This is a genomic window from Acinetobacter sp. YK3 (assembly GCF_001729365.1).
GTDB lineage: Bacteria > Pseudomonadota > Gammaproteobacteria > Pseudomonadales > Moraxellaceae > Acinetobacter > Acinetobacter vivianii.
Genome location: NZ_LZPJ01000042.1, coordinates 1 through 19,905, shown reverse-complemented (window position 1 = coordinate 19,905; position 19,905 = coordinate 1). Strand labels below are relative to the sequence as shown.

Below are 19,905 nucleotides of genomic sequence, written 5' to 3'. Positions count from 1 at the left end.
TCATTTAGAGAAGTATGAAGTGAATATTAAACCTAGTAATAAAAATGATTCCAAAATGAATGGCGCTGAAGCATTATTAAAAACCTTATTAAATGCTGGAATAGATACCGTATTCAGCAATCCAGGTACTTCGGAAATGCATTTTGTTGCAGGTCTTGACTCTTCAAAAGAAATGCGCGCTGTACTCACTCTATTTGAAGGTGTAGCTACTGGAGCAGCAGATGGCTATTCACGTATGGCAGATAAACCTGCTGCTACCCTTTTGCATTTAGGCTGTGGTTTAGGTAACGGGCTAGCTAATTTACACAATGCACGAAAAGCAAAAAGCTCAATACTAAATATTGTAGGAGACCATGCAACATATCATGTTAATTATGACACTCCCCTTCAATCCGATATAGAAACCGTAGCACGAAATGTTTCTAAATGGGTTCGTACTTCAAAGAATACATCTGATTTATGTAATGATGCTGCTGAAGCTATTGTTCATGCTCAAAGTAAGCCAGGTAACATTTCAACCTTGATATTGCCAGCGGATGTTTCTTGGAATAAAGGAGCTAAGCCAGTCCCATCCCTATCTTTAAAATCCACAGAAATAGTACCAATTGAAAGAATTAAAGAGACTGCAAAAATTTTATCAACAGGAGAAAGATGTGCATTTATTCTTGGTGGAAAAGCACTCCGTGAATCTGAACTTCTATCGGCTGCAAAAATTTCGAAATTAACTGGTGCAAAACTATATGCAGAAGTTTTTCCTGCTCGGATTGAGCGTGGCGTAGGTTTGCCAGAAATTGAACGTATTGCTTATTTTAGTGAGATGGCTTCAATCCAACTTAATGGGTTTGACCATATTATCTTAATCGACTCTCTCCCTCCAGTATCATTTTTTGCTTATCCTGGGAAAAAAAGTATTTTAGTTCCAGAAGGTTGTAAAACACATCAACTAGTTGGCTTTGGAGAAGATGTTGGTAAAACACTAGATATTTTAGTAGAGATGTTAGGTGCTTGTAAGATTGTTCCTAATATTCAGATAATCGATAGACCTAAAATACCATCTGGCAAGCTTACTAGCCATAAAGTCTGCCAATCCATTGGAGCACTACTGCCAAACAATGCAATTATCTCCGATGAATCCCAAACCTCTGGCGTTATGCTCCCCTTTTACACAGCAAAATCTCCAAAGCATGATCTTCTGACTCTTACGGGTGGAGCAATTGGACAAGGTTTGCCAGTTGCTTTAGGTGCAGCAGTAGCCTGTCCGGATAGACCAGTAATAGCATTAGTCAGTGATGGATCAGCCATGTATACAATACAGGCACTTTGGAGTATGGCAAGAGAGAAAAGTAATGTTACAGTAATTATATTCAATAATTTGTCTTATGGAATTTTAAATATTGAACTGCAACGTGTAGGGGCTAATAAAATAGGTGATATCGCTCGCTCACAGTTAAATATTGCTTCGCCAAATTTAGATTTTGTACAGTTGGGACGAGGTATGGGAGTCTCATCAACTAGAGTTGAAACTTGCGAAGACTTTAATAATGCATTTATTGCTGCCTTAGCTAAAGATGGTCCTAATCTAATTGAAGCAGTAATTCCAAAAACCTTTTCAGGGGTAAAATTAGCAGCCCTTCCACATCTACTAAATTCATTTAAATATATGCCATATCCATTAGCTAAGTTTGTTAAAAAGCGAATAGCTCCTTAATAACTCCCTGCAAAGGAAACATTATTGGACAAATAACACTTTTGGCATTGGACTTAAAAGACTTTGCTTATTAGACGGAGAGATTCTTTCAATATATTTTTGGAGATTACATCAGTTGAACTAAGTCAATATCTTATTGTTTTATATTAATTCTAATTAAAAAACACATCAAATTCACCCCCATTTCATCCTTCTCCTTTTAGATATTCCAGAAAGGTTGAATTTTGCTTAATAACATTAAGTATAGAGGAAAATAAAATTAATCCCAGGCTCTAAAATTTACAATACTAGCTACTCGGAGCTCAGGTGATTTTTTTGTTATCCAAACTTCATCTAATAAAACTTTAGATTAATGAACAGTTCTAAACTAATTATAAATCCATTTTTATTAAGATGACTTATTAAAAATAAACAGTTAAATTTCAAGTAGTTTATTTACAAATTAAATTTTTAATTAAAAACCCAATTATGCAAGAAAATAAAGAGCGAAAAGTCTCGCCCTATTTTTGAAACTCAATATCAAAATTAAAGCTATGTTAAGCGTATTTCATTCTTGTATAGCACTAGCTTGTAGCTGACCAAATTTTAATGACCCTAGACTAAACGTCGGCTTTAAACCTGGCAGTGCCCAATACGCTGACATCTCAGATGAAGGTACAAAATTATAAAAATCTCCATTTTCCTGGCAAGGACCTGCTAATGTCTTTTCCATTACCATTGAAATGTACTGATCTAGTCCGCCTTCAAGTGTATTTCCATTTAAGATCACTTCCATACCTGTTGCTGTTGCGTATGCGCGTACACCAGGGATATTTGAGTTTAAGGGTGAAAAGCTATCTGCACACACACCATTTTCACTTGAAACTAATATTCCTATAGGCGTATTAACCACCAATGAATGGTTACCTTCCGTATGGCCAGGTGAAGCTACAAGTGCAACCCCCTCACCCAATAAAACAGATTTTTCCAATAAAATCAATTTATTATAATCAATCTCATTAATTCCATTAGGACAATACCACTCTTTTTGAGGTGGTAAGAGCTGTAAGGTCGAACACCACTCCTGATGCATGACTAACAGCTTAGCATTTGGAAAAAGTCCTATGGAGTCTTTTGTACCTAACCATTTACGTAAATCTTGAGTATGCAAATGATCATAAGAAATATAATCAATTTCTTCAGGTTGTATCCCTATTTGAGCTAAAGCGTCTTCTACTCGATTATAAAGTGGAGCAACATATGGTGAGATATAGTCTCTTAGCCAAAGTGGAGCTGTTTCCTCCAATCTTTTAAAGTAAGGTGTTTCTCTATTTGCATCTACATCTGAAGGCGAAAATAGTAGTGTTTTTAAACCAGACAATGTTTTGAATTGAACAATAAAAAGTCGATTCAAAATATGCATAAATGGTGTTGGAACCGTACATGCATTTAACAATCCATATTTAGTTGGATAAGGCACACGTATAAGGTCTACTGTTTGATAGTAATTTACAGTGTTGCCAGCAAGCATATCTTCTCTTAATTTTAAAGCTGCATTTTTTACACTATTTAATCGTGTTAGAGGATGGGTCGATAAGCGAGCTTTATCAAAATGATCAAGATAACAAATATCTAGTTTTTCAAGTTCTGCTTGTGATGATGGATTTATTTTCACAATTTTTCCTTAAATTTCATTTGAATTCAGACATACTATTTAAATATGCCAATGCTTGCTCGGTTGAGCCTTCATTTAAAGGGCTATGCTTAGGATTAAAATAACGTACACAAGCACGAATCACATAGCCCGGACGAGGAACACGATCTTGTCGAGCTGCTCTAAAATAGTCCTTGAAGCGAAAACGATGTGGTAAATGAGGATCTTGTTCCACAAGGTTTTCAACAGCGATATAAGCCAAAGTAATAAATAATGGGAATGTGAAAACAGCGGCACCCGTCCGCAACAAAATATTATTACTGAAGTACCGAAACATGGCATCTGCCACCTCACGGTGTTCAACCTCTTCAGCGCCATGCCATTGCAATAATCGAAACATTTGTATATCTACGGGTGCTTGTTGTAAACCTTTTGCATTTAATACCCAATGACCTAATACACCTGTTAGATGTTCTGCTGCCGCAACCATCGCTAATCGCGTCTTCAACCAAGTTGATTTTAAGCGTGGATGTTTTAATTCATAACCTAACGGTTTAGGGCCAATCATGTCATTAAATATCCAGTTCATCATTTCGGTATAGCGACTTAAATCAATACCTAAAGCTTCAATGTGTCGAGTGCCTAAAGTATGTCCATAACTATGAGCACCCTCTTGTTTAATAAAAGCTATGGCGGCCTCTTTTAACTGTTCATCTTGAATAAATGGGAGCGCATCTCTGAATGTTTGACAGAACCACCGCTCTGGTGCTGGTGTAATCGGATTAATTAAATTAAGCATTTGCGTCGCCATTGGATCATCATAAATCCAGTGGTTAGGTGTTTCAGCAAAATCAAATATTGGACGCCGAGGAACAATAATATGGCTTTCTTTGATTAAACTATTCACAATAAAACTCCTTGTATAGCAAAGGCTAACCTCTAGTCTTGTGTCAAAATGTTGAAACCCATTCGCGGACCAAAAGCAACCAATGTCCGAATTAGCCCTTTAATCGCTTTAGGTTGTAGACCACTGCTAATACGGCGGAATTGAGCAGCGTGCCAAGCCAATTGCAGATAAGCATCTACAGGTTTATAGCCAATAGCTGGAATTTTTGTAGGCTCCATTACAGATTTCCCAGCTAATAGTTGTTTGGCTAGATCTGGTTGCATTGCAAAAGGACGTGCTAATCCAACTAAATCAACCGTACCATTTGCCACAATACGATTCATAAAATCTACATTACGAAGCCCACCAGTAAGCATCAGTGGTAATTTGCTGTGTTGGCGTAATGCTGTGGCATAATTAACAAAATAAGCATCACATTGAGCAGAACGATCTGGGGCATATCCTAACTGGGCAGGAGATTCGTAATTACCACCAGAAACTTCTAGCAAATCAATTCCTTCTGCTTCTAGCACTAAGGCAATCTGCACGGATTCTTCCTGACTCAAACCTCCTTTTTGAAAATCGGCAGAATTCAATTTGACACTGAGAATTTTGCCTTTACCAATGGCTTGACGTACAGCACGCACTGTCTCAATCAGGATACGGCGACGATTTTCTGGGCTTCCACCCCATTGATCTGTACGAGTATTTGCTAAAGGAGATAAGAATTGTGATAACAAGTAGCCATGCGCCGCATGCACTTGTACTCCATCAAAGCCAGCTTTTACAGCAAGCGCAGCAGTTTTTGCAAAACGTTGGATTTGCTCATATATCTCTGCTTCACTCATTGCTCGTGGAACACGAATAATATTCATTGTTGGTAAATCAAGCCCGACTGCGGATGGAGCGATCGGTTTTTTTAATAAAGGAAGTACAGCAACACGGCCTGGGTGATTAATTTGCATAATAATTTTACTGCCATTTGCTTGGGCAGCTTGGGCCCACAGCTTATTTGCCTGTAAGAACCGCTCATCTTCCAACACCACATTTCTAGGCTCAACAAAGGCACGATGGTCAATCATGACATTGCCTGTGATTAGCAACCCTGTACCACCTCTTGCCCACGCAGCATAAAGCTGCTGTAAGTCTGTAGTGGGCGAGCCATGTCGGTCTGCCAATTGTTCACTCATAGCAGATTTTGCAATTCGGTTTGGAATACTTATTCCACATGCCAAACGAAGAGATTGATGTAATGGAGAGCTTGCTAATGTAGTCTGTGCCATGATATGAGTTCCTAAATAATTTGCTGAATAAGTACAATTAAAACTGGATGACCTGTTCTAAATTCCAATCCTTATCCATTGAAATACTGATGTTTTAAAAAGTTCATCTTGTTCCGATTGTCATGTTGCCAAGGATGAAAATCTGTTGAGAAAAAGTCGAGATAAGGCTTGCTTATCTTTTTGACTAAACCTTTCCGTCCAAACAAATAAGTAACCCCTTGATAAAGCGTTTTTAAATCACCTTGTCTGCCTGAATGTCTTAACAGCTCAATCGTCCCACGCGTGGTAATCATCAAAAAAGAAAACGTTGTTTCCAACATCACCAATCTTAGAAAATAAGGTCTATTAACCAAACTCTGATACACATCAAATGCCACCGCTTTATGTTCAGTTTCTTCAATGGCATGCCACGCCCAGATTTTTCTTAGATGTACATTAAATAAAGCCAAATCTTCAGGTGCAGTAGTAATAAAATAATCTGCTAAAATTGCAGTGAGATGTTCCATGCATACCGTACACGCCAACTGGTGAGCTGGAGAAAACTGTTCCTGCATCAAACGGTTCATTTTTTTAAAGCGCTTATAAATTCGGTCTACGGGATAGCCTTTCTTTAACATGACCGCATTGAGCACATCATGCTCTTTCCCATGATGTGCTTCCTGACCAATAAAGGCTCGAACCTGCTTAAGTAGAACAGGATCTTTAATCTTTGTCTGATAATTTCGTACGCTGTGAATAAATTGCAGCTCTCCCTCAGGAAAGGCACTGGATAGTGCTGTCAGAAGCATAGTGAGCAAAGGGTTATGATTAAACCAAAACTCAGGAATCTCATCAGGAAAAGTAAAGTCCATAACTCTTACAGGAATGTCTATTGATGCAGAAATTTGTCTACATTTGCTTACTTTTTCTGACTGAGGAGCAACAAGCATATTCATAGCTAAATCCTCTGTTTATAAAACACGTGGATTAAATTGGCGCAGCAAAAATAAAGGAGTCCGTAATCGCGGAATCTGAATCGGCGGAATAAAGCCGCCTGATAAATCCACCCGATGTAACCGAGCATCCACCACTTTACCTAAACCCATTTCATGCAAAGGATCATTCACCGTTCCGGTAAAACGTAATTTCATCTCCACACGGCGTACTTCAACAACATGCTCTTTTGGTGTGAATCGAACTTCTCGAGGTAAACCTACCCCTAAACCACCTGTGATATTGCGATGCGGTAATCCTAAAATGGGCGGTGCATCCTGTATCACCTCTCCTAGTTTGGCTTCCATTTCGATCAAGACCGTACCACGGCGTGATGCTTGGCTGATAATCCGTGAACCATCATTGTCCCAACTGATTTCCCCGATCTTTTTGGGATATCCTAATAGCTCCCGTCCTATAATCATGGCGCGATCATCATCCAGAATCATCCATGGACAAAAGATTCCCGTTTTATTGCCGACCTGAATATGCACGAATAAGCCCGCTTCGTGATATGCCCCTGTATAGACATTTTCAGGAAAATAAGCACAAAACAAATCTGCTCTAGCTGGTTGCGCTAGCTTCATTCCGGCAGGTAGCCAACGTGCCATTGCCTTCTCATTAACCTCAACCACAGCGGTTAAATATTGGGCATTGTGATAGAGCTTATTGCCCAAGTTGGCGAGACCTATTGGCGTGCGTAAATCATTGATCAACTCTCTCATGCTTTTAATCTCGAAAATACTTGCTTTAAGATCGGCAATAAAATAATGCGAGGGGTATAACGTCCACCGAAAGTTTGTGCCTGTGCAAGCAGGCCAGGAATCACAATTCGACGATTGCAGGCCATACCTTGAATCGCTTCTTTAGCCACTCGCTCTGCTGTAACCCAAACAAAACTGCCACCAACACCATCAATTTTTGTTATGCCCGCAACTTCATTAAAACCTGTTATAGTCGGGCCGGGTGCTAACAAGGTACATGTCACACCAGTACCACTCAGCTCGCTATGTAGCGACTCGGCAAAAGAATTGGCAAAGGCTTTGCTTGCTGCATAAGTGGCATTGGCTGGAGTAGGTTGATGGCCTGATGTAGAACCTACGATCAAAATCGCTCCAGTTCTGCGTTGAATCATTTTAGGTAATACCGCTAAAGTAAGATCATGTACTGCTACCGCATTCACTTCCGTTTCTTCACGCTCACGATCAGCATCCAATTCCTGCAATCGCCCAAAAGTAGCAAAACCAGCGTTATTACATAAAATAGCCACATTCATCTTTTCCAACTCCTGACGGAACTGGGTTCTTGCCTCACGATTAGCAAGGTCACATGGGCGTAAATTTACTTCTACCTGATATTTTTGGTGTAAGTTAGCAGCGAGAACTTCCAGCTTATCGACACGGCGAGCAACAAGAATAAGCGAATAGCCACGTGCCGCGAATTGTTTAGCAAGTTCTTCACCTATACCAGATGAAGCACCTGTAATTACAACAGGTGATTCTTTAAGAGGGCGAGGTAAGCTCATCATAAATACTCAGATCACTAGATTGATTACAGTATCCAAGATGTAAAACTTGAGCGTGAGATGGAATTAAGCCATAATACTAATCATTTTCGGCCAAGACAAAAAATAAAAATGAAAGATCCATATGGGCTATTGAAAGCCAGTATTCCAATTTCTTATGTTCATTTATTATTAGAACTTATGGTCGAAAAGGGATTTTCTGCGTCTGAAATACTTAATAAAAGTAAAATACCCTTAACATTACTTAATCAGTTAGATGCCCGTATTACGCCTTTCCAATGGTCAAAATTAGCATGGACCAGTTTAACTTTAGCTGAGGATTCTGGTTTAGGTTATCAATATGGGTTAAGACTTCGCCTGACTGCCCATGGACCAATGGGATATGCTTTGATGAGCAGTCCTTCTTTACAACATGCCATTGAACTTGCAACACAGTTTTTTAACATGCGATTGAGAGATTATCGAATTGATTTCTATGAAGAAGGAAATTTATCTGTAATTGATATTAAAGAAACCCATCCTGTCATCAGTAATCATCCAGAACAAACAAAAATTTTAAGGCGCTTTTTCTATGAATGTTTAATGATCGGAATTATTCAGACAGGTCGTACTTTGATAGACACAGATTTTTCTGCAGTTGAATTAAGAGTTGACTGGCCAGAGCCACACTATCATCAGAAGTTTCAACAGCAACTTCCCATAATTCATTTTGATCAAAATAACAATCAAATCCGTTATAAATCACACCTGCTAAACCAATCCCCCAAAATGGCAGATCCATCTGCTTTTCAACAAGCCTTAGCGCAATGTGAAGCAGAACAAATTCGTTTTTCAGAAACGATTCAAGACATTTGCTTACGCGTGAAAACAGAATTAGTACTAGTACCTCAAAAAGGTTATCCATCTCTTGATAACGTTGCCCATAATTTACATATGTCAAATCGTACTTTAAGAAGACGTCTCAATGAGTTAGGCACTTCCTATCTCATTTTGTTAGATGAAGTTAGATACAAAGAAGCTGAGAGACTTTTATTAAGTAGTGATATGGAAATACAAGAAATTGCGAATTATCTTGGATATCTTCAACCAGCCAACTTTGCCCGTGCTTTTAAAAAATGGAGTGGAATCAGTCCAATTCAATTTCGGAATAAAAAAAATGACATATGATCAAATTGTTTTCATAAAAAAAATAAAAAAGGAGGCAATTCACCTCCTAGTGAAAGAATTAATTCAAAGAATAAACCGACTGCTGCAATCCTTTCTGAATGTCCTGAACATGTGTTAAATCATTAGGTTGCTGACGCTGCTTTGAATTCGCTTCATCCGTATAAAACTCTTCAATAATATCCAAGCCCTCCTCTGCTTCTATCTCAAAATTAGCATTGCCATAACCCTGCCGAGCAACATGATCTAAAGCTTCCTGATAAAAACCTGCTGCTTTGCTTTGTTCATTAATCTGTTTGGCAGAGGTAATCGCTTCTTGTAAATTCACCCCATCTCGTAAAGTCAGATCCACGTAGTAAATTGGCGTGCGGTAACTCTGCGTAGTGCTTTTCCCTCGTAAAGTCAGTTGTAGAGGCAGACACGAAAGCAGGTCACCTGAAGCTGCATGGTAATAACGTAGTCGTGCTGCCAAAGTCCGAATGCTATTAAAGCCTGTAGTTCTAAAGATGAATGTACCCAACTCATCGGATTCATCCAGATTGACGTAAAGCCGCCCATAGGGCTTGCATTGTCCACCTTGAGCCAAAGGACATAAATCAGGTGATGGGCATAAATGTTGTTCTACACCGTTTTGTCCAAGCCGCTGACAGGTTTCACCATTACCTGTACAGATTGGTCGGCCAGTTTGACGGTCAAATAAAGTATATTCAGCACGCAAGTTTAGTTCAGGATCATTAAAGATCATCCGTACCGGAATAGTTCTGAGTTTCTGGTTTTGTGCCTTGGCACGGAGTTGTTCATCCAATGGATGTTTCACCCAGCCCTCCTTGTTCTGGATCTGGCTGGTAATGGTAAACTGATCATCCTTTTCAGGAACACGCTTGCCATTTTTCTCGACGATCTTGCCGATACTGATACGTCCTAATACAGGTGGTGTGATTGCTAAACCTTTAATCATGTTGTTTTCCTCTGCGGTAATTTTTAACGATTGCCCCTTTAATATGTGTAAGAAGCAAACATTTTTTTAAATGCATAAATTCAGCGCAGAACAGTCCATTTAGTCGTCAGTAAGTACTTCACGGTACTTACTGGTGACGGGGGCTGTTTTGCGCTTTTTTGATGAAATGAATTTGAGAAGCAATGTGGAAATTAGGTAGAAACTACTTAGGCTAATTTGGTTGGATTAATCAGCATCTGTATAAATCTGGAATCGACGTGTGCCCTGTTTGTTTTGCGGGAACTGTTGTAAGAACTCTGGATGCTGTTGTAGTAAAGCTTTACTGTCTAAGCTGACCGAATCTTTGGATTTCTTCCACGTGACTGAACCCGCCTTAAATATGGCCCGTTCTGAATCCTGCATCTTGATTTGGATTTGATGCTTCAACTGATCAAAACTGGTTTGGTGTTGTTCCAGCAAATGACGTTGTTGCAGTAGTTGCTCAAAGTCTTGATTGGCTGCCACATCTTCAGATAAATCCGTCGTACTGAGTGGGACATGCGCTGGATATAAAAGCTGTAATGCTTTGGCTGCTGATTCAGATGCATCGACATCAGGCGGTACATCCTTTTCTACACATTCCCAGAAGTAACGTTCTGCGTCGATAATGTATTTGATCACCGTTTCACTGCGCGTCACCTTAAAGATCCGGGTTTCATGTCCACAGATCAGAGCACAGATATGGGCGGCCTGTTTGCCTGTCACTGCCAGTTGATGTTGAACCTGGCATAAAACATAAAGCGGCACACCATCCCGCCATATCTTTGAACCGTATTCACCTACTGTTTTACATTCCAAGATCTGGACTTCTTCATGCCCCACCACGGCATAGTCTAAGTTTGCGAGCATAAAATGCTTGTCTTCATCAGGATGCTGAAGTACGGCATTAACGCGACGAACCTTATGATTGGTATGCATGCTGTAGTATTGCGCCACCAAAGGTTCCAGCTGCTTACCCCAATATAAAGGTGCATAGCCTGTACTTTCATCTTCAATGTTTTGTTGCATGCGTCCAGTCTTAATCATCCATAGTTCTAGCATCGACATATAGGGATTGAGACCACATGCGGTTGCTGCATCACTGCTACCAATGCCCTGTTTTCTGACCTCCAGCCATTGTTGGTAATTCAGTTTTTTGGTGTTGGCAAGACGTTTTGCTGAAGGTAGTTGACTGGTTTTCTTTGGTGCTTTCTTACTTCGTGTGCCCACCTCAACCTTATGTTCAGTTTCAATCTTGATGGGATAAAGCTGTAAAGGTGGGGGATTTAGGGTGTTCTGAATTTGAGTATGACTATTCATAGAGAATATTCCTGTATCGGTAAAATCGTAAAAGCTGAATTTTGGGCATAAAAAAGCCACATCTGAGGATGTGGCGAAAAGGGTATTGCTTTGCTTGCTACGGTTGTTACCGTAGTTTTAGATTAGGACGTTAAGCTTAATTCAAACTGAATGGATATCTTGATTTAAGCCACCATTCTTAAAGCTTGTTCAAGTCCTCGTTGTTTAATGACTGCTCCAGCTCCAAACCATGCTGAATCAAGTCGATGGTCGGTACTCATGGCTCGACGTTCGTGGTCACAGAATTCGGTGATTGAGCACAGTAAACCATACGCCGTATCTTTAGCTGAGCTGAGTTCTGCCCCTCGTCCATGTCCGTTAAACATAGTCATCACTTTCGACATAGCACGTCCATTCGGTTCAGTTTTATTGTCTGCTTTAGATGGACTTATTTGATTCGGCATGGCTGCATTTCGATAAAACTGAATAATGCCTTCATCTTGTTCAGCCATACTGAGGTTGGTATTGTTAAACACTGCATCAAAATAGGCTGCTGCTTCCTGCTGTGTCACCTTGCGCTGACTGAGTTGTTTCATTTCATAGATGTGTTCATCCCATGCACGTACTGAAATACCCAGTTGTTGTTTTACTTTCTCCGCATCAAACTTGGTGCTGTGTGGAACTTTGACCACACCAACATTGCCTTGTTGTCCTTTTAGAGCAATTGCCAAAGTGTTATTACACACCACGCGGATCGAAGTGAATTGTGCTGTGGTTGCCAATGTACCATCACAGGCTGTCGCTAAAAGAATATAGCCATTGCTGACATCCTTACCTTTGAGTGCTGAGGTCTGTCCAGTTTTAGCCAATGCCCAGAATTTCTTACCACCTTTAAGTACACCCGCAGTTTCCAGTTCAAAACCTGATTGCTCGGTCAGGTCTCGATAAAATTCCAGAATCTCCATGGGTTGAACTTCCTGAAAGCGTTGACTGACTACAGATAAGGGTGCATGGGTATCAGAACGATAAAGAACGCGTTGCTCTTCGAAAGGCATGATGATGCTTTGTCCCTTTTCATTCTGTGCCATGTAACTGACATCCGAGGATTCAATCCGCCAATCCATGCCTGCCTGTTGTGCCCACACCTCTAAAGGTTGATTCGGAGTCAGTTGATTGCCCAAGCCATGCCAAGGGGTTTGTCCTGTGAATGCCATTGTTTCAACTAAATGTGCCATAAGAATAATTCCTGTATTGATTTGAAATGGGTAAGGTTGGATTTAAATTTTGCTGAATACTTAATTTCGTAAATTTGGGCTAAAGCTGCGGTCACAGTGATTACAGTAAAACTGCCTGCGATAAGTTGGGGGTAACGGTTGTTGCTGTTCGTCTTCAGTGATCAACATCCAGATGCCACCGATCAGTACCCCAACGATTGCACCTGCAATCGGAGGGATATTCAGGCTTTTGGAAACACTTACACCCAAGGTGGCAAGTGCCATCGGTGACATCACACTGTTGGAAATGGAGTTATTGGTTGAAGTACTGGGTAAATGTTGGGGGGATTGTAGTTGTACCGTCTTTCGGGACTGGCAATAAGGACATGGCAAACTCATTGTGATAAATCCTGTAAATGAATAAAAAAAGCCTGCTGTGGGAGCAGGCAAGTTGTGTGTATTTGAAGCATTGCTCTCATTAAGATGCTATGTGTTTGTATTTTTTTAGAATGCGTTTTTTATCATCAGTTTTAGGCAATTTTTCAATGTTGATTAAACAGATCAATTGACCTGTTTTTTATCAGCGTTTATGATGCAGAGGCTGACCTACATTGTCAGTCGGTTTTGACAGACCGCAGATCCAGCACGATATATGAAAGTAATTTTGTATGTTGTGGGAACCCTCGCGTCCCCCTTTTTCTATGGTAGGGCGAGAGGGGGACGCCTCGTGCGTGCTGGTTCCTTGGATCCCAGTCTGTCAACCCCCTTTCGTTCTGCCACCATAATCAATTGACAGTGATTCGGCAGAACTTCTTGTAATTCCAAGGAGTCAATCATGACGCAATTTACTGTGCTTTATTCCCCTGCACTTTCTCCGCCTCTCAGGCATTTCAAACCGATTCATTTATCGCACGCTTTCGCTGTGTCCTGATTTACTCAAGGCATTAATCAACTACTGAATCCATTTTGGTCAGTGGTGTTTTGTGCTGGGTAAAAATCATGAAATTCATCGCACAGCTTATTTTGGTTGTCATCGTCGTGGTGGCTCTTGGGCCAGGCTTTATTTTATTGCTGGGTTTTTTATGGCTGCTGGTTTATCTGGCAGGTTGGCATAAATAGGCAATCCATAACGATTTAAAAAAACAACAAATCACAATGATTTGGGAAATCTATGAAATATCAAACGTGGTTCGGGGTCATCACTATTGTTCTAAGTAGCAGTGTACTCATTGCCTGTGATAGTAAGGTCAAACGTGACTTTAAAGCAGGCTGTCAGGCAGGTGGACTAGATCATTCAACTTGCTCCTGTATTTACGACAAGATTGAAGCGCACTACTCACATGAGTTTATGGAAAGCATGGCAGATGTCACCGTTCGAGACACCATGCAGCCACCACCAGATTTTAACAAGGTGATGGCGAATGCCGTACAGCAATGCAAGGAATAACTCAGGGGATTAGAAATGAAAAACTATTTAATTATTGGCTACATCGTCATCGCCGTGATTTGCTCGGTCTATTTCAAAAATTGTAGTAGCACTGCCCACATGCCCTATTCCTACAACCTAGGCAAGGCAGCTGTTTGGCCTGTGACCATTTTTAAGAAATAAATAAGGATATGGAGATTTAAGATGAAGAAACTATTTTTAGCTGTAGGGCTGAGTGTGTTGTGTAGTACTGCTTTTGCAAAAGCCAATACCGTCACTGTCACCGTAAAGAAGATTGAAGGATTTAGTGAATCGGGTGATGTATTCACATTTAAAGCAACTAACGGTAAACGCTATATGGTTTATAACGCTGGCGGAGCAAGTCCGATTCAGGGTGAGGAATTTATTTCGAGTTCTTCCAAATCTAAAAAAGTTATTTGCCTACGCTTGAGTGCTGAGCAGACCCAACCGCGCATGGTCGAGTCAGTTCGTCAGGGTAAATGCAAATAGCAACTCAAGTGATCAAAACCATAAAACAAAAACAAGCTATTGGTTGAGCCAAAGGGCTCAACCGATGTAATACGAAGAATTTAAGAATAGGAATTGAACAATGAATCTGATCAAGACATTGATGCTCTCAAGCTTACTGATCGCCAGTCTTAGTGCATGTAGCCCACCTACAGAAACTAAAGCCCAAACTGAAAATGCCCCGTCACAATCAACCGAAGATCCAACAGATGATAAGTTTAAAACAACGATGGTCGATAGCTCAGAATACGACTTAAATGATCCACCCGTTGAACCTGTAGAAGCAGCACCGCAAGAACAGTTTGAGGTACGTGTCCGTAGAGAGGAATCGCAATACTCCATGACAGGCTATACAGATCTGTTGAATATCATCTCCTTAAACGATGCACCAACCACCATCACAGGCGTATTAATCAATCGTGGCAATTGTAGAAGCAAAGGTACTTATGATTACCAAAATATGCGTTATGGCTCTGTAGCAAAGGTGTACTTGGGCTGTTCTGCTGAATATGTCCGTGAAGTAACCATCACCACCAACAGTGGTCTGACCTATACCTATAATTTTTAGGTATTGATACCAAGGATGAAACATACGGCAATTGAAAAACTGACGTACGATTTTGGGGCTAATACACAGCTCCAAATCACGTCATAAGCATATTTAGCATATTGAAAAGATCAGTCCAAGCCTTAGAACCATCTGCAATACAGCAAAATAATATATCGGTTAAAAGCACTCAAAAGCTTCACTGCTCCGTTCTAGTTTTTTCCGTAAATTGTCGGTTGATATTACATATAAATCAGGGATCGCTTTTTTATTAATGCTACCTTTTATTAAATTTTCATGGTGTTTCAAATCATGACGACTCTGAGACCATTTTAATGTTTTTACCATGATTCTTTCTTTTTGTGCCTTACAACGTTGCTGAGTGAAATTATCATCAATGATTCGATCCGAGTTCTTTTCAAAAAGTGAAATTAATTCTTTAAAAAATTGTAATCCACTATATTGATCTTCTCGCTGATCAGACCACTTCAGATATAAGATCTCAACCACTGCAATATTCAAATCCTCTGGGTCAGATGACTTTAAGGTTTGGTGGTACATGTTTTGAAATTGACGTTGAAACTGACTAATTTCAATAGCCCTTTTTTGTAGGCTAAAATGATTTTCGCTATATTTCGCAAAGTAGTGGCTCAATCCATGTAAATACTCATTAATCACCTGTTCAATTGGAACTTCACTCCATATGGGTAAATCTAAGCTTAAACATAGACTTCCGCTATGCTGGTTCTCAATGTCATCAGAATTCGGTGATAAATTGAGACGTTGACGATGTAACCGCGGCAGTAGATTAAAAGGTTCGAGATGGCTTGGAAAGTCACGTAATTGTTTCAGTAATAGACTTTGCATCTCCTCAAAATGTCGATCTGTCCTTTTTTCTTGAATCAGCAATTGATAATAGTCCCACCAGTCTAGAAAAAAGCATTCAAAATCTGGAGTACACATGAAATTATGAAGATCAAATTGTTGTATAAAATCAATAAACTTCTGCTTTAATGAGATGTTTTTATTCAACTTCTCATAGAAAGAATCGACAATTTCCTTAATTCTGGTTTCAGCTTTATCTGAATCCATTTCTGTCCATCCAATATTGATGTATAAATCATGCCGACCATATTGAATGGTATGATAAATTTTTTGAATCAGTTCAGCATGTTCAAGCGCAAGTACACCATCATCATCTGATCCACCCCAAAGATACAGTTGAGCAGTTTCACTAAATAAATTCTTATCTAAACATGGCTCTACCCTCTTGTTATGGAAATCCTTCAACCATAAATAAAACTCACGCCATTCTGTACTCCTTTGAGTCAGTATGATCTGCTTCAACACTTTCAATTTTTTTTCTAGCTGATGAATAATTGATTTTCTAAATATTTCTTCTGACTGGACTTTTTCTCTTACAACAGTCTTGGTAAGGGTCTTTTCTACATCTTCTTCAAATCGCTTTATTTTTTTAAAATTCTGTTTTTTAGATAGCTTCCGATAAATTGGATCATTCAGTAATTTCTCATTTTTAAATTCAGATAGCTGTATATCAGTCAAGTAAATTATTTTCTTTTTAATCATTTTTCAGTTCACTTTTCCATTTTAGGACCCAAATATCGGTCTGTTTGTCCTAGCCAATATAAATGAAAATAAATTTGTTCAATAGGCAAAAATGAGCAAATAAAATGAATCCAATACAATCCAATGATGTGAAAATCCTGCGATTACCTGCCGTCATCGAAACTTGCGGATTATCGCGTAGCACGATTTACGAAATGCTTAATCCTAAATCGAGGCGATACAACCCAGACTTCCCTAAGCCGATCAAACTGTCATCATCTTCAGTAGGTTGGTTTCAACACGAGCTTAATGATTGGCTTTTATCGAAAAAAGTATAAGCCATCAGGTGCTTATCTTTTCAATCACGCAGAAACATTAATTTACCGATATTAAGGATGGGGCTTGATTTCAAGTCCCCTGATACACCGCTATTGTCTCTGATCTTTACTGCTGGACTCTATATGATTAGATATACCTAATATATTCAATATATTAGATTAATTAATCATATCTACATTCTACACATAGTATAGGTCAGATCTAGACAATTGTATTTTTTTACTAATTGGAGCTATATCTATGGGACAAGAATACCCAGATGTAAAAACAATTGAATTAAAGCCTACCACATTAGAAATGGCACTTCGACTTGAACCTCATGCTTTGATTGTAGGATCAGATTTAGATGAGTTAGAAGAATCATCATCTGATGAGGAAACTGAAGAGTCTTTATCAGGAAAGGTAGATGAAGTTAGTATCAATGTTGAGCAAGACAACGCCTACTCAACTAATGCAGATAAAAACACTGAATTACGAAACTTACTGACAACCAACCTACTCTTTAAACAACAGTTAGACCCACATATTGTTGCATGTATATATGCCATTCTCATATGCAATGAAATTAAGAAACAACGAGCAACTTATCTTTATCGTTGGATTCAGTCGAAGCCAGATGATTTGGTTCCAGATCACTGGGAATTGATTTATCCCGAACTATCGGAATTAATTCGAAGTTTTTTATTAGCGACAAAAAAATTAAAGACACCAATGCGTTTAAAGTGTGAAGAATTTGATCTAGTTACAGCAATTTTTAACCAAGTACTACCCAATGATCAGTATTGCCTATTCGATTCAATTAAGTATCCAAATGATCAACTTAGTGTATTAGATTCAAATGGAATAGTTATAAATCGAAAAGATTCTATAGCCCAGTATAGCAATCAAATCATCAAAGGAATTTTCGAAGGCTTAAAGGCTCCAATATTTGTACAACGTATTAATGATCGTCGAAAGGTAGCAAGGAGACGTGAAAGAAATGTACTTCGATATATCAATAAACTCCGTAAACATTACTCACGTTTAATCGGTGTGCGTGTTGACTTGTATCTAACCGATGACAAGAAACACTTTACACCTAAAGAAATTGTGAGTCATTTCCACACGTTGATGCAGAAGCTGCGCCGTAGAGAGTCTATACATTTAGCGGGCTATGTCACGAAGCTGGAATATGGCGTAGATCAGGCATTACATTTTCATACTTTCTTTTTTTTTAAAGGTAGTCATCACCGTGAAGATATTAGCTTAGGCCGTATGATTGGTGAGATGTGGGATCAACAGATTGATGGTCAACATTGCTATTTTAACTGTAATACCAGCAAGAATCGTAAGAAGTACAAATACGATGCCTTGGGTGTGATCAACCGTGACGATCAAACCAAGTACGACAATATCGGTAAAGTTATTCATTACTTTGCCAAATTTGAACAGTACGTCTTACATAGTAACTTAGAACGCGTCAAGACTCTAAATACAGGCATTTTGCCTCATCACCGTAAAGAAATGGGTCGGCCAAACCTAACTCAACATTATTAATCCATTTAACCAAATTACAGAGACTTTGAACATGAACCAAGTTTTTATACCAAATACGCAGCAACAATTTTTTAATGTAGCTCAAACACCACCACATGTTTATCCGAATGGAAATAACGGCTTGCTTACTAATGGCACAATGGTCAGACCTACTTATGGAGATCCAATGTTTAATCAAATCGCATTCGGTTTGATAAATGGTTCGAAACTGCTAGAACAGGATAAACTTAAGATGTTTCCTAAAGCTACAGCAACTGTACCTTATCCACCGATGAATCCATTGTGTTATTTTGCTCTCCAGCAAATGTCATTATTTTCTCATTTTGTAGATCTTTTTAATGGCTTTGAAGCAAATCCTTATCTGAATGTGTTCCAGAAATTTGCTGTTGAAAATTTACAAATCATGAGATCCCCTCAGCAAATTCCTAATCATATGTGGGAAAATTTATTTTGTCGTTTGCGCGCAGAACTTTATATAGCTAAAGCGAATCTTCAGACAAGAAAGTACGAAGCACAGATTCAAAAACTTCGCAATGAACAAAAAACCGTATTCCGACGTGTGATGCAAACGCAAGAACAAGCCAATTGTATTTTCCTAGAACTACCTTTAATTACTCAAACTGATCCACCTCATTATCAGACTCAGGAAGATGCAGAGAAAGTATCTTTAAAAGTGTTAAAGCAATATTTTCAATGGCTACATAAAGCTGGGCAACTCACAGAGAAACTCTATGATATTCAATGGCGGATCGTTAAAGGGCTTGATCAGAAGCTAACAGCACAAGCATTTATTTACATCCTAGGTGATAAAGTGGATTATTTACCTCTGCTCCAAGAACAATGGGAATTTGTATGTGGGGATTACCAGCTTCAAGGTATTTTTCCAGATCCTAAGCATACCCATTGCTATGATGGACAAGGTTTAGTTCAAAAAGTATGGTTACAACTTATCGAACGAGTCCATGAACCACTTAGTTTTTATCGCTATAAAGGCAATGGAATTACTTATGCATGGAAAGAATATACGGGGAATGTATAGTAAATAAAGTCATAAACTGATAAAAAATAGCCTCAAGTTAAGGCTATTTTTTATTTTTCCTTATTTGTACTTTGATGCAATAATATATGTCCTTACTTAATCTTGTAACAATACATCAAAATCAGTTAATTGATTGTTATGCCATAAAGAAGGCTCAATATTTACCTAACTATAATTTAAACAATCCACGAATTCTCTGATCATTAAATACCAAGTATATGTATTGCATTAATAAAATTTGAACACTCATATACGTTCTAATTC

The 19,905-nt window shown here is 39.0% G+C and carries 19 protein-coding genes; 8 read left to right on the top strand and 11 right to left on the bottom strand.

Translation table 11 applies throughout. The features are described from left to right. The first annotated feature begins 19 nt into the window (after nt 1-19). Nucleotides 20-1,708, top strand: coding sequence for an acetolactate synthase large subunit (locus tag A9Z07_RS04400; RefSeq protein ID WP_264754272.1), 1,689 nt, complete (start codon nt 20-22; stop codon nt 1,706-1,708). A 547-nt stretch (nt 1,709-2,255) separates the two neighbouring features. On the opposite strand, the gene A9Z07_RS04395 is transcribed toward A9Z07_RS04400, so the two are convergent. From A9Z07_RS04395 to A9Z07_RS04370, 6 genes are all read right to left on the bottom strand, one after another. Then, nucleotides 2,256-3,362, bottom strand: a complete 1,107-nt coding sequence (locus A9Z07_RS04395; RefSeq protein WP_264754271.1) for a hypothetical protein — start codon at nt 3,360-3,362, stop codon at nt 2,256-2,258. Between the two features lie 16 nt (nt 3,363-3,378). Further along, nucleotides 3,379-4,248 carry a metal-dependent hydrolase gene (locus A9Z07_RS04390; protein WP_069577152.1) on the bottom strand — a complete coding sequence of 290 codons (870 nt, stop codon included), beginning with the start codon at nt 4,246-4,248 and terminating at the stop codon, nt 3,379-3,381. A gap of 32 nt (nt 4,249-4,280) precedes the next feature. After that, nucleotides 4,281-5,510, bottom strand: a complete 1,230-nt coding sequence (locus tag A9Z07_RS04385) for an NADH:flavin oxidoreductase/NADH oxidase family protein (RefSeq protein WP_069577150.1) — start codon at nt 5,508-5,510, stop codon at nt 4,281-4,283. Nucleotides 5,511-5,581: 71 nt separating this feature from the next. Beyond that, nucleotides 5,582-6,445, bottom strand: coding sequence for a metal-dependent hydrolase (locus tag A9Z07_RS04380; RefSeq protein WP_069577146.1), 864 nt, complete (start codon nt 6,443-6,445; stop codon nt 5,582-5,584). Between the two features lie 15 nt (nt 6,446-6,460). Continuing rightward, a complete protein-coding gene (locus A9Z07_RS04375) occupies nt 6,461-7,207 on the bottom strand; it encodes an acetoacetate decarboxylase family protein (RefSeq protein ID WP_069577143.1) in 747 nt (248 codons plus the stop codon). Continuing rightward, nucleotides 7,204-8,007, bottom strand: coding sequence for an SDR family NAD(P)-dependent oxidoreductase (locus A9Z07_RS04370; RefSeq protein ID WP_069577196.1), 804 nt, complete (start codon nt 8,005-8,007; stop codon nt 7,204-7,206). The genes A9Z07_RS04375 and A9Z07_RS04370 overlap by 4 nt, the downstream gene beginning before the upstream one ends. Before the next feature lie 111 nt (nt 8,008-8,118). On the opposite strand from A9Z07_RS04370, the gene A9Z07_RS04365 reads away from it, so the two are divergent. Next, a complete protein-coding gene (locus A9Z07_RS04365; protein WP_069577192.1) occupies nt 8,119-9,174 on the top strand; it encodes an AraC family transcriptional regulator in 1,056 nt (351 codons plus the stop codon). 58 nt (nt 9,175-9,232) lie between these two features. Here A9Z07_RS04365 and A9Z07_RS04360 read toward each other — a convergent pair whose 3' ends face one another. From A9Z07_RS04360 to A9Z07_RS04345, 4 genes are all read right to left on the bottom strand, one after another. Further along, a complete protein-coding gene (locus tag A9Z07_RS04360) occupies nt 9,233-10,129 on the bottom strand; it encodes a hydrolase or metal-binding protein (RefSeq protein WP_069577138.1) in 897 nt (298 codons plus the stop codon). A gap of 225 nt (nt 10,130-10,354) precedes the next feature. Further along, nucleotides 10,355-11,467 carry a YqaJ viral recombinase family protein gene (locus A9Z07_RS04355; RefSeq protein ID WP_069577134.1) on the bottom strand — a complete coding sequence of 371 codons (1,113 nt, stop codon included), beginning with the start codon at nt 11,465-11,467 and terminating at the stop codon, nt 10,355-10,357. Nucleotides 11,468-11,631: 164 nt separating this feature from the next. After that, nucleotides 11,632-12,681 (bottom strand): DUF932 domain-containing protein, encoded by a 1,050-nt coding sequence (locus A9Z07_RS04350; protein ID WP_069577128.1) that lies wholly within the window; start codon nt 12,679-12,681, stop codon nt 11,632-11,634. 60 nt (nt 12,682-12,741) lie between these two features. Continuing rightward, entirely contained in the window at nt 12,742-13,059 is a 318-nt protein-coding gene (locus tag A9Z07_RS04345) for a hypothetical protein (RefSeq protein ID WP_069577124.1), read from the bottom strand. Between the two features lie 772 nt (nt 13,060-13,831). On the opposite strand from A9Z07_RS04345, the gene A9Z07_RS04340 reads away from it, so the two are divergent. From A9Z07_RS04340 to A9Z07_RS04330, 3 genes are all read left to right on the top strand, one after another. Continuing rightward, nucleotides 13,832-14,107, top strand: a complete 276-nt coding sequence (locus A9Z07_RS04340) for a hypothetical protein (protein ID WP_069577114.1) — start codon at nt 13,832-13,834, stop codon at nt 14,105-14,107. 183 nt (nt 14,108-14,290) lie between these two features. Further along, nucleotides 14,291-14,596 (top strand): hypothetical protein, encoded by a 306-nt coding sequence (locus A9Z07_RS04335; RefSeq protein WP_069577107.1) that lies wholly within the window; start codon nt 14,291-14,293, stop codon nt 14,594-14,596. Between the two features lie 100 nt (nt 14,597-14,696). Further along, complete coding sequence (locus A9Z07_RS04330; protein ID WP_069577100.1) at nt 14,697-15,182, top strand: hypothetical protein; 486 nt, start codon at nt 14,697-14,699, stop codon at nt 15,180-15,182. A gap of 159 nt (nt 15,183-15,341) precedes the next feature. Here the strand turns inward: A9Z07_RS04330 and A9Z07_RS04325 are convergent, their stop codons facing one another. Continuing rightward, nucleotides 15,342-16,748 (bottom strand): hypothetical protein, encoded by a 1,407-nt coding sequence (locus tag A9Z07_RS04325; protein WP_069577094.1) that lies wholly within the window; start codon nt 16,746-16,748, stop codon nt 15,342-15,344. A 104-nt stretch (nt 16,749-16,852) separates the two neighbouring features. Here A9Z07_RS04325 and A9Z07_RS17560 point away from each other — a divergent pair, with 104 nt between their 5' ends. The 3 genes from A9Z07_RS17560 (at nt 16,853) to A9Z07_RS04315 (ending at nt 19,641) form a co-directional block, all read left to right on the top strand. After that, a complete protein-coding gene (locus tag A9Z07_RS17560) occupies nt 16,853-17,065 on the top strand; it encodes a helix-turn-helix transcriptional regulator (protein ID WP_139126624.1) in 213 nt (70 codons plus the stop codon). Between the two features lie 241 nt (nt 17,066-17,306). Continuing rightward, nucleotides 17,307-18,602 (top strand): inovirus-type Gp2 protein, encoded by a 1,296-nt coding sequence (locus tag A9Z07_RS04320; RefSeq protein WP_069577089.1) that lies wholly within the window; start codon nt 17,307-17,309, stop codon nt 18,600-18,602. A 31-nt stretch (nt 18,603-18,633) separates the two neighbouring features. Next, on the top strand, nt 18,634-19,641 hold the full coding sequence (locus A9Z07_RS04315) for a hypothetical protein (protein ID WP_069577087.1): 1,008 nt from the start codon (nt 18,634-18,636) through the stop codon (nt 19,639-19,641). Nucleotides 19,642-19,905 lie beyond the last annotated feature (264 nt).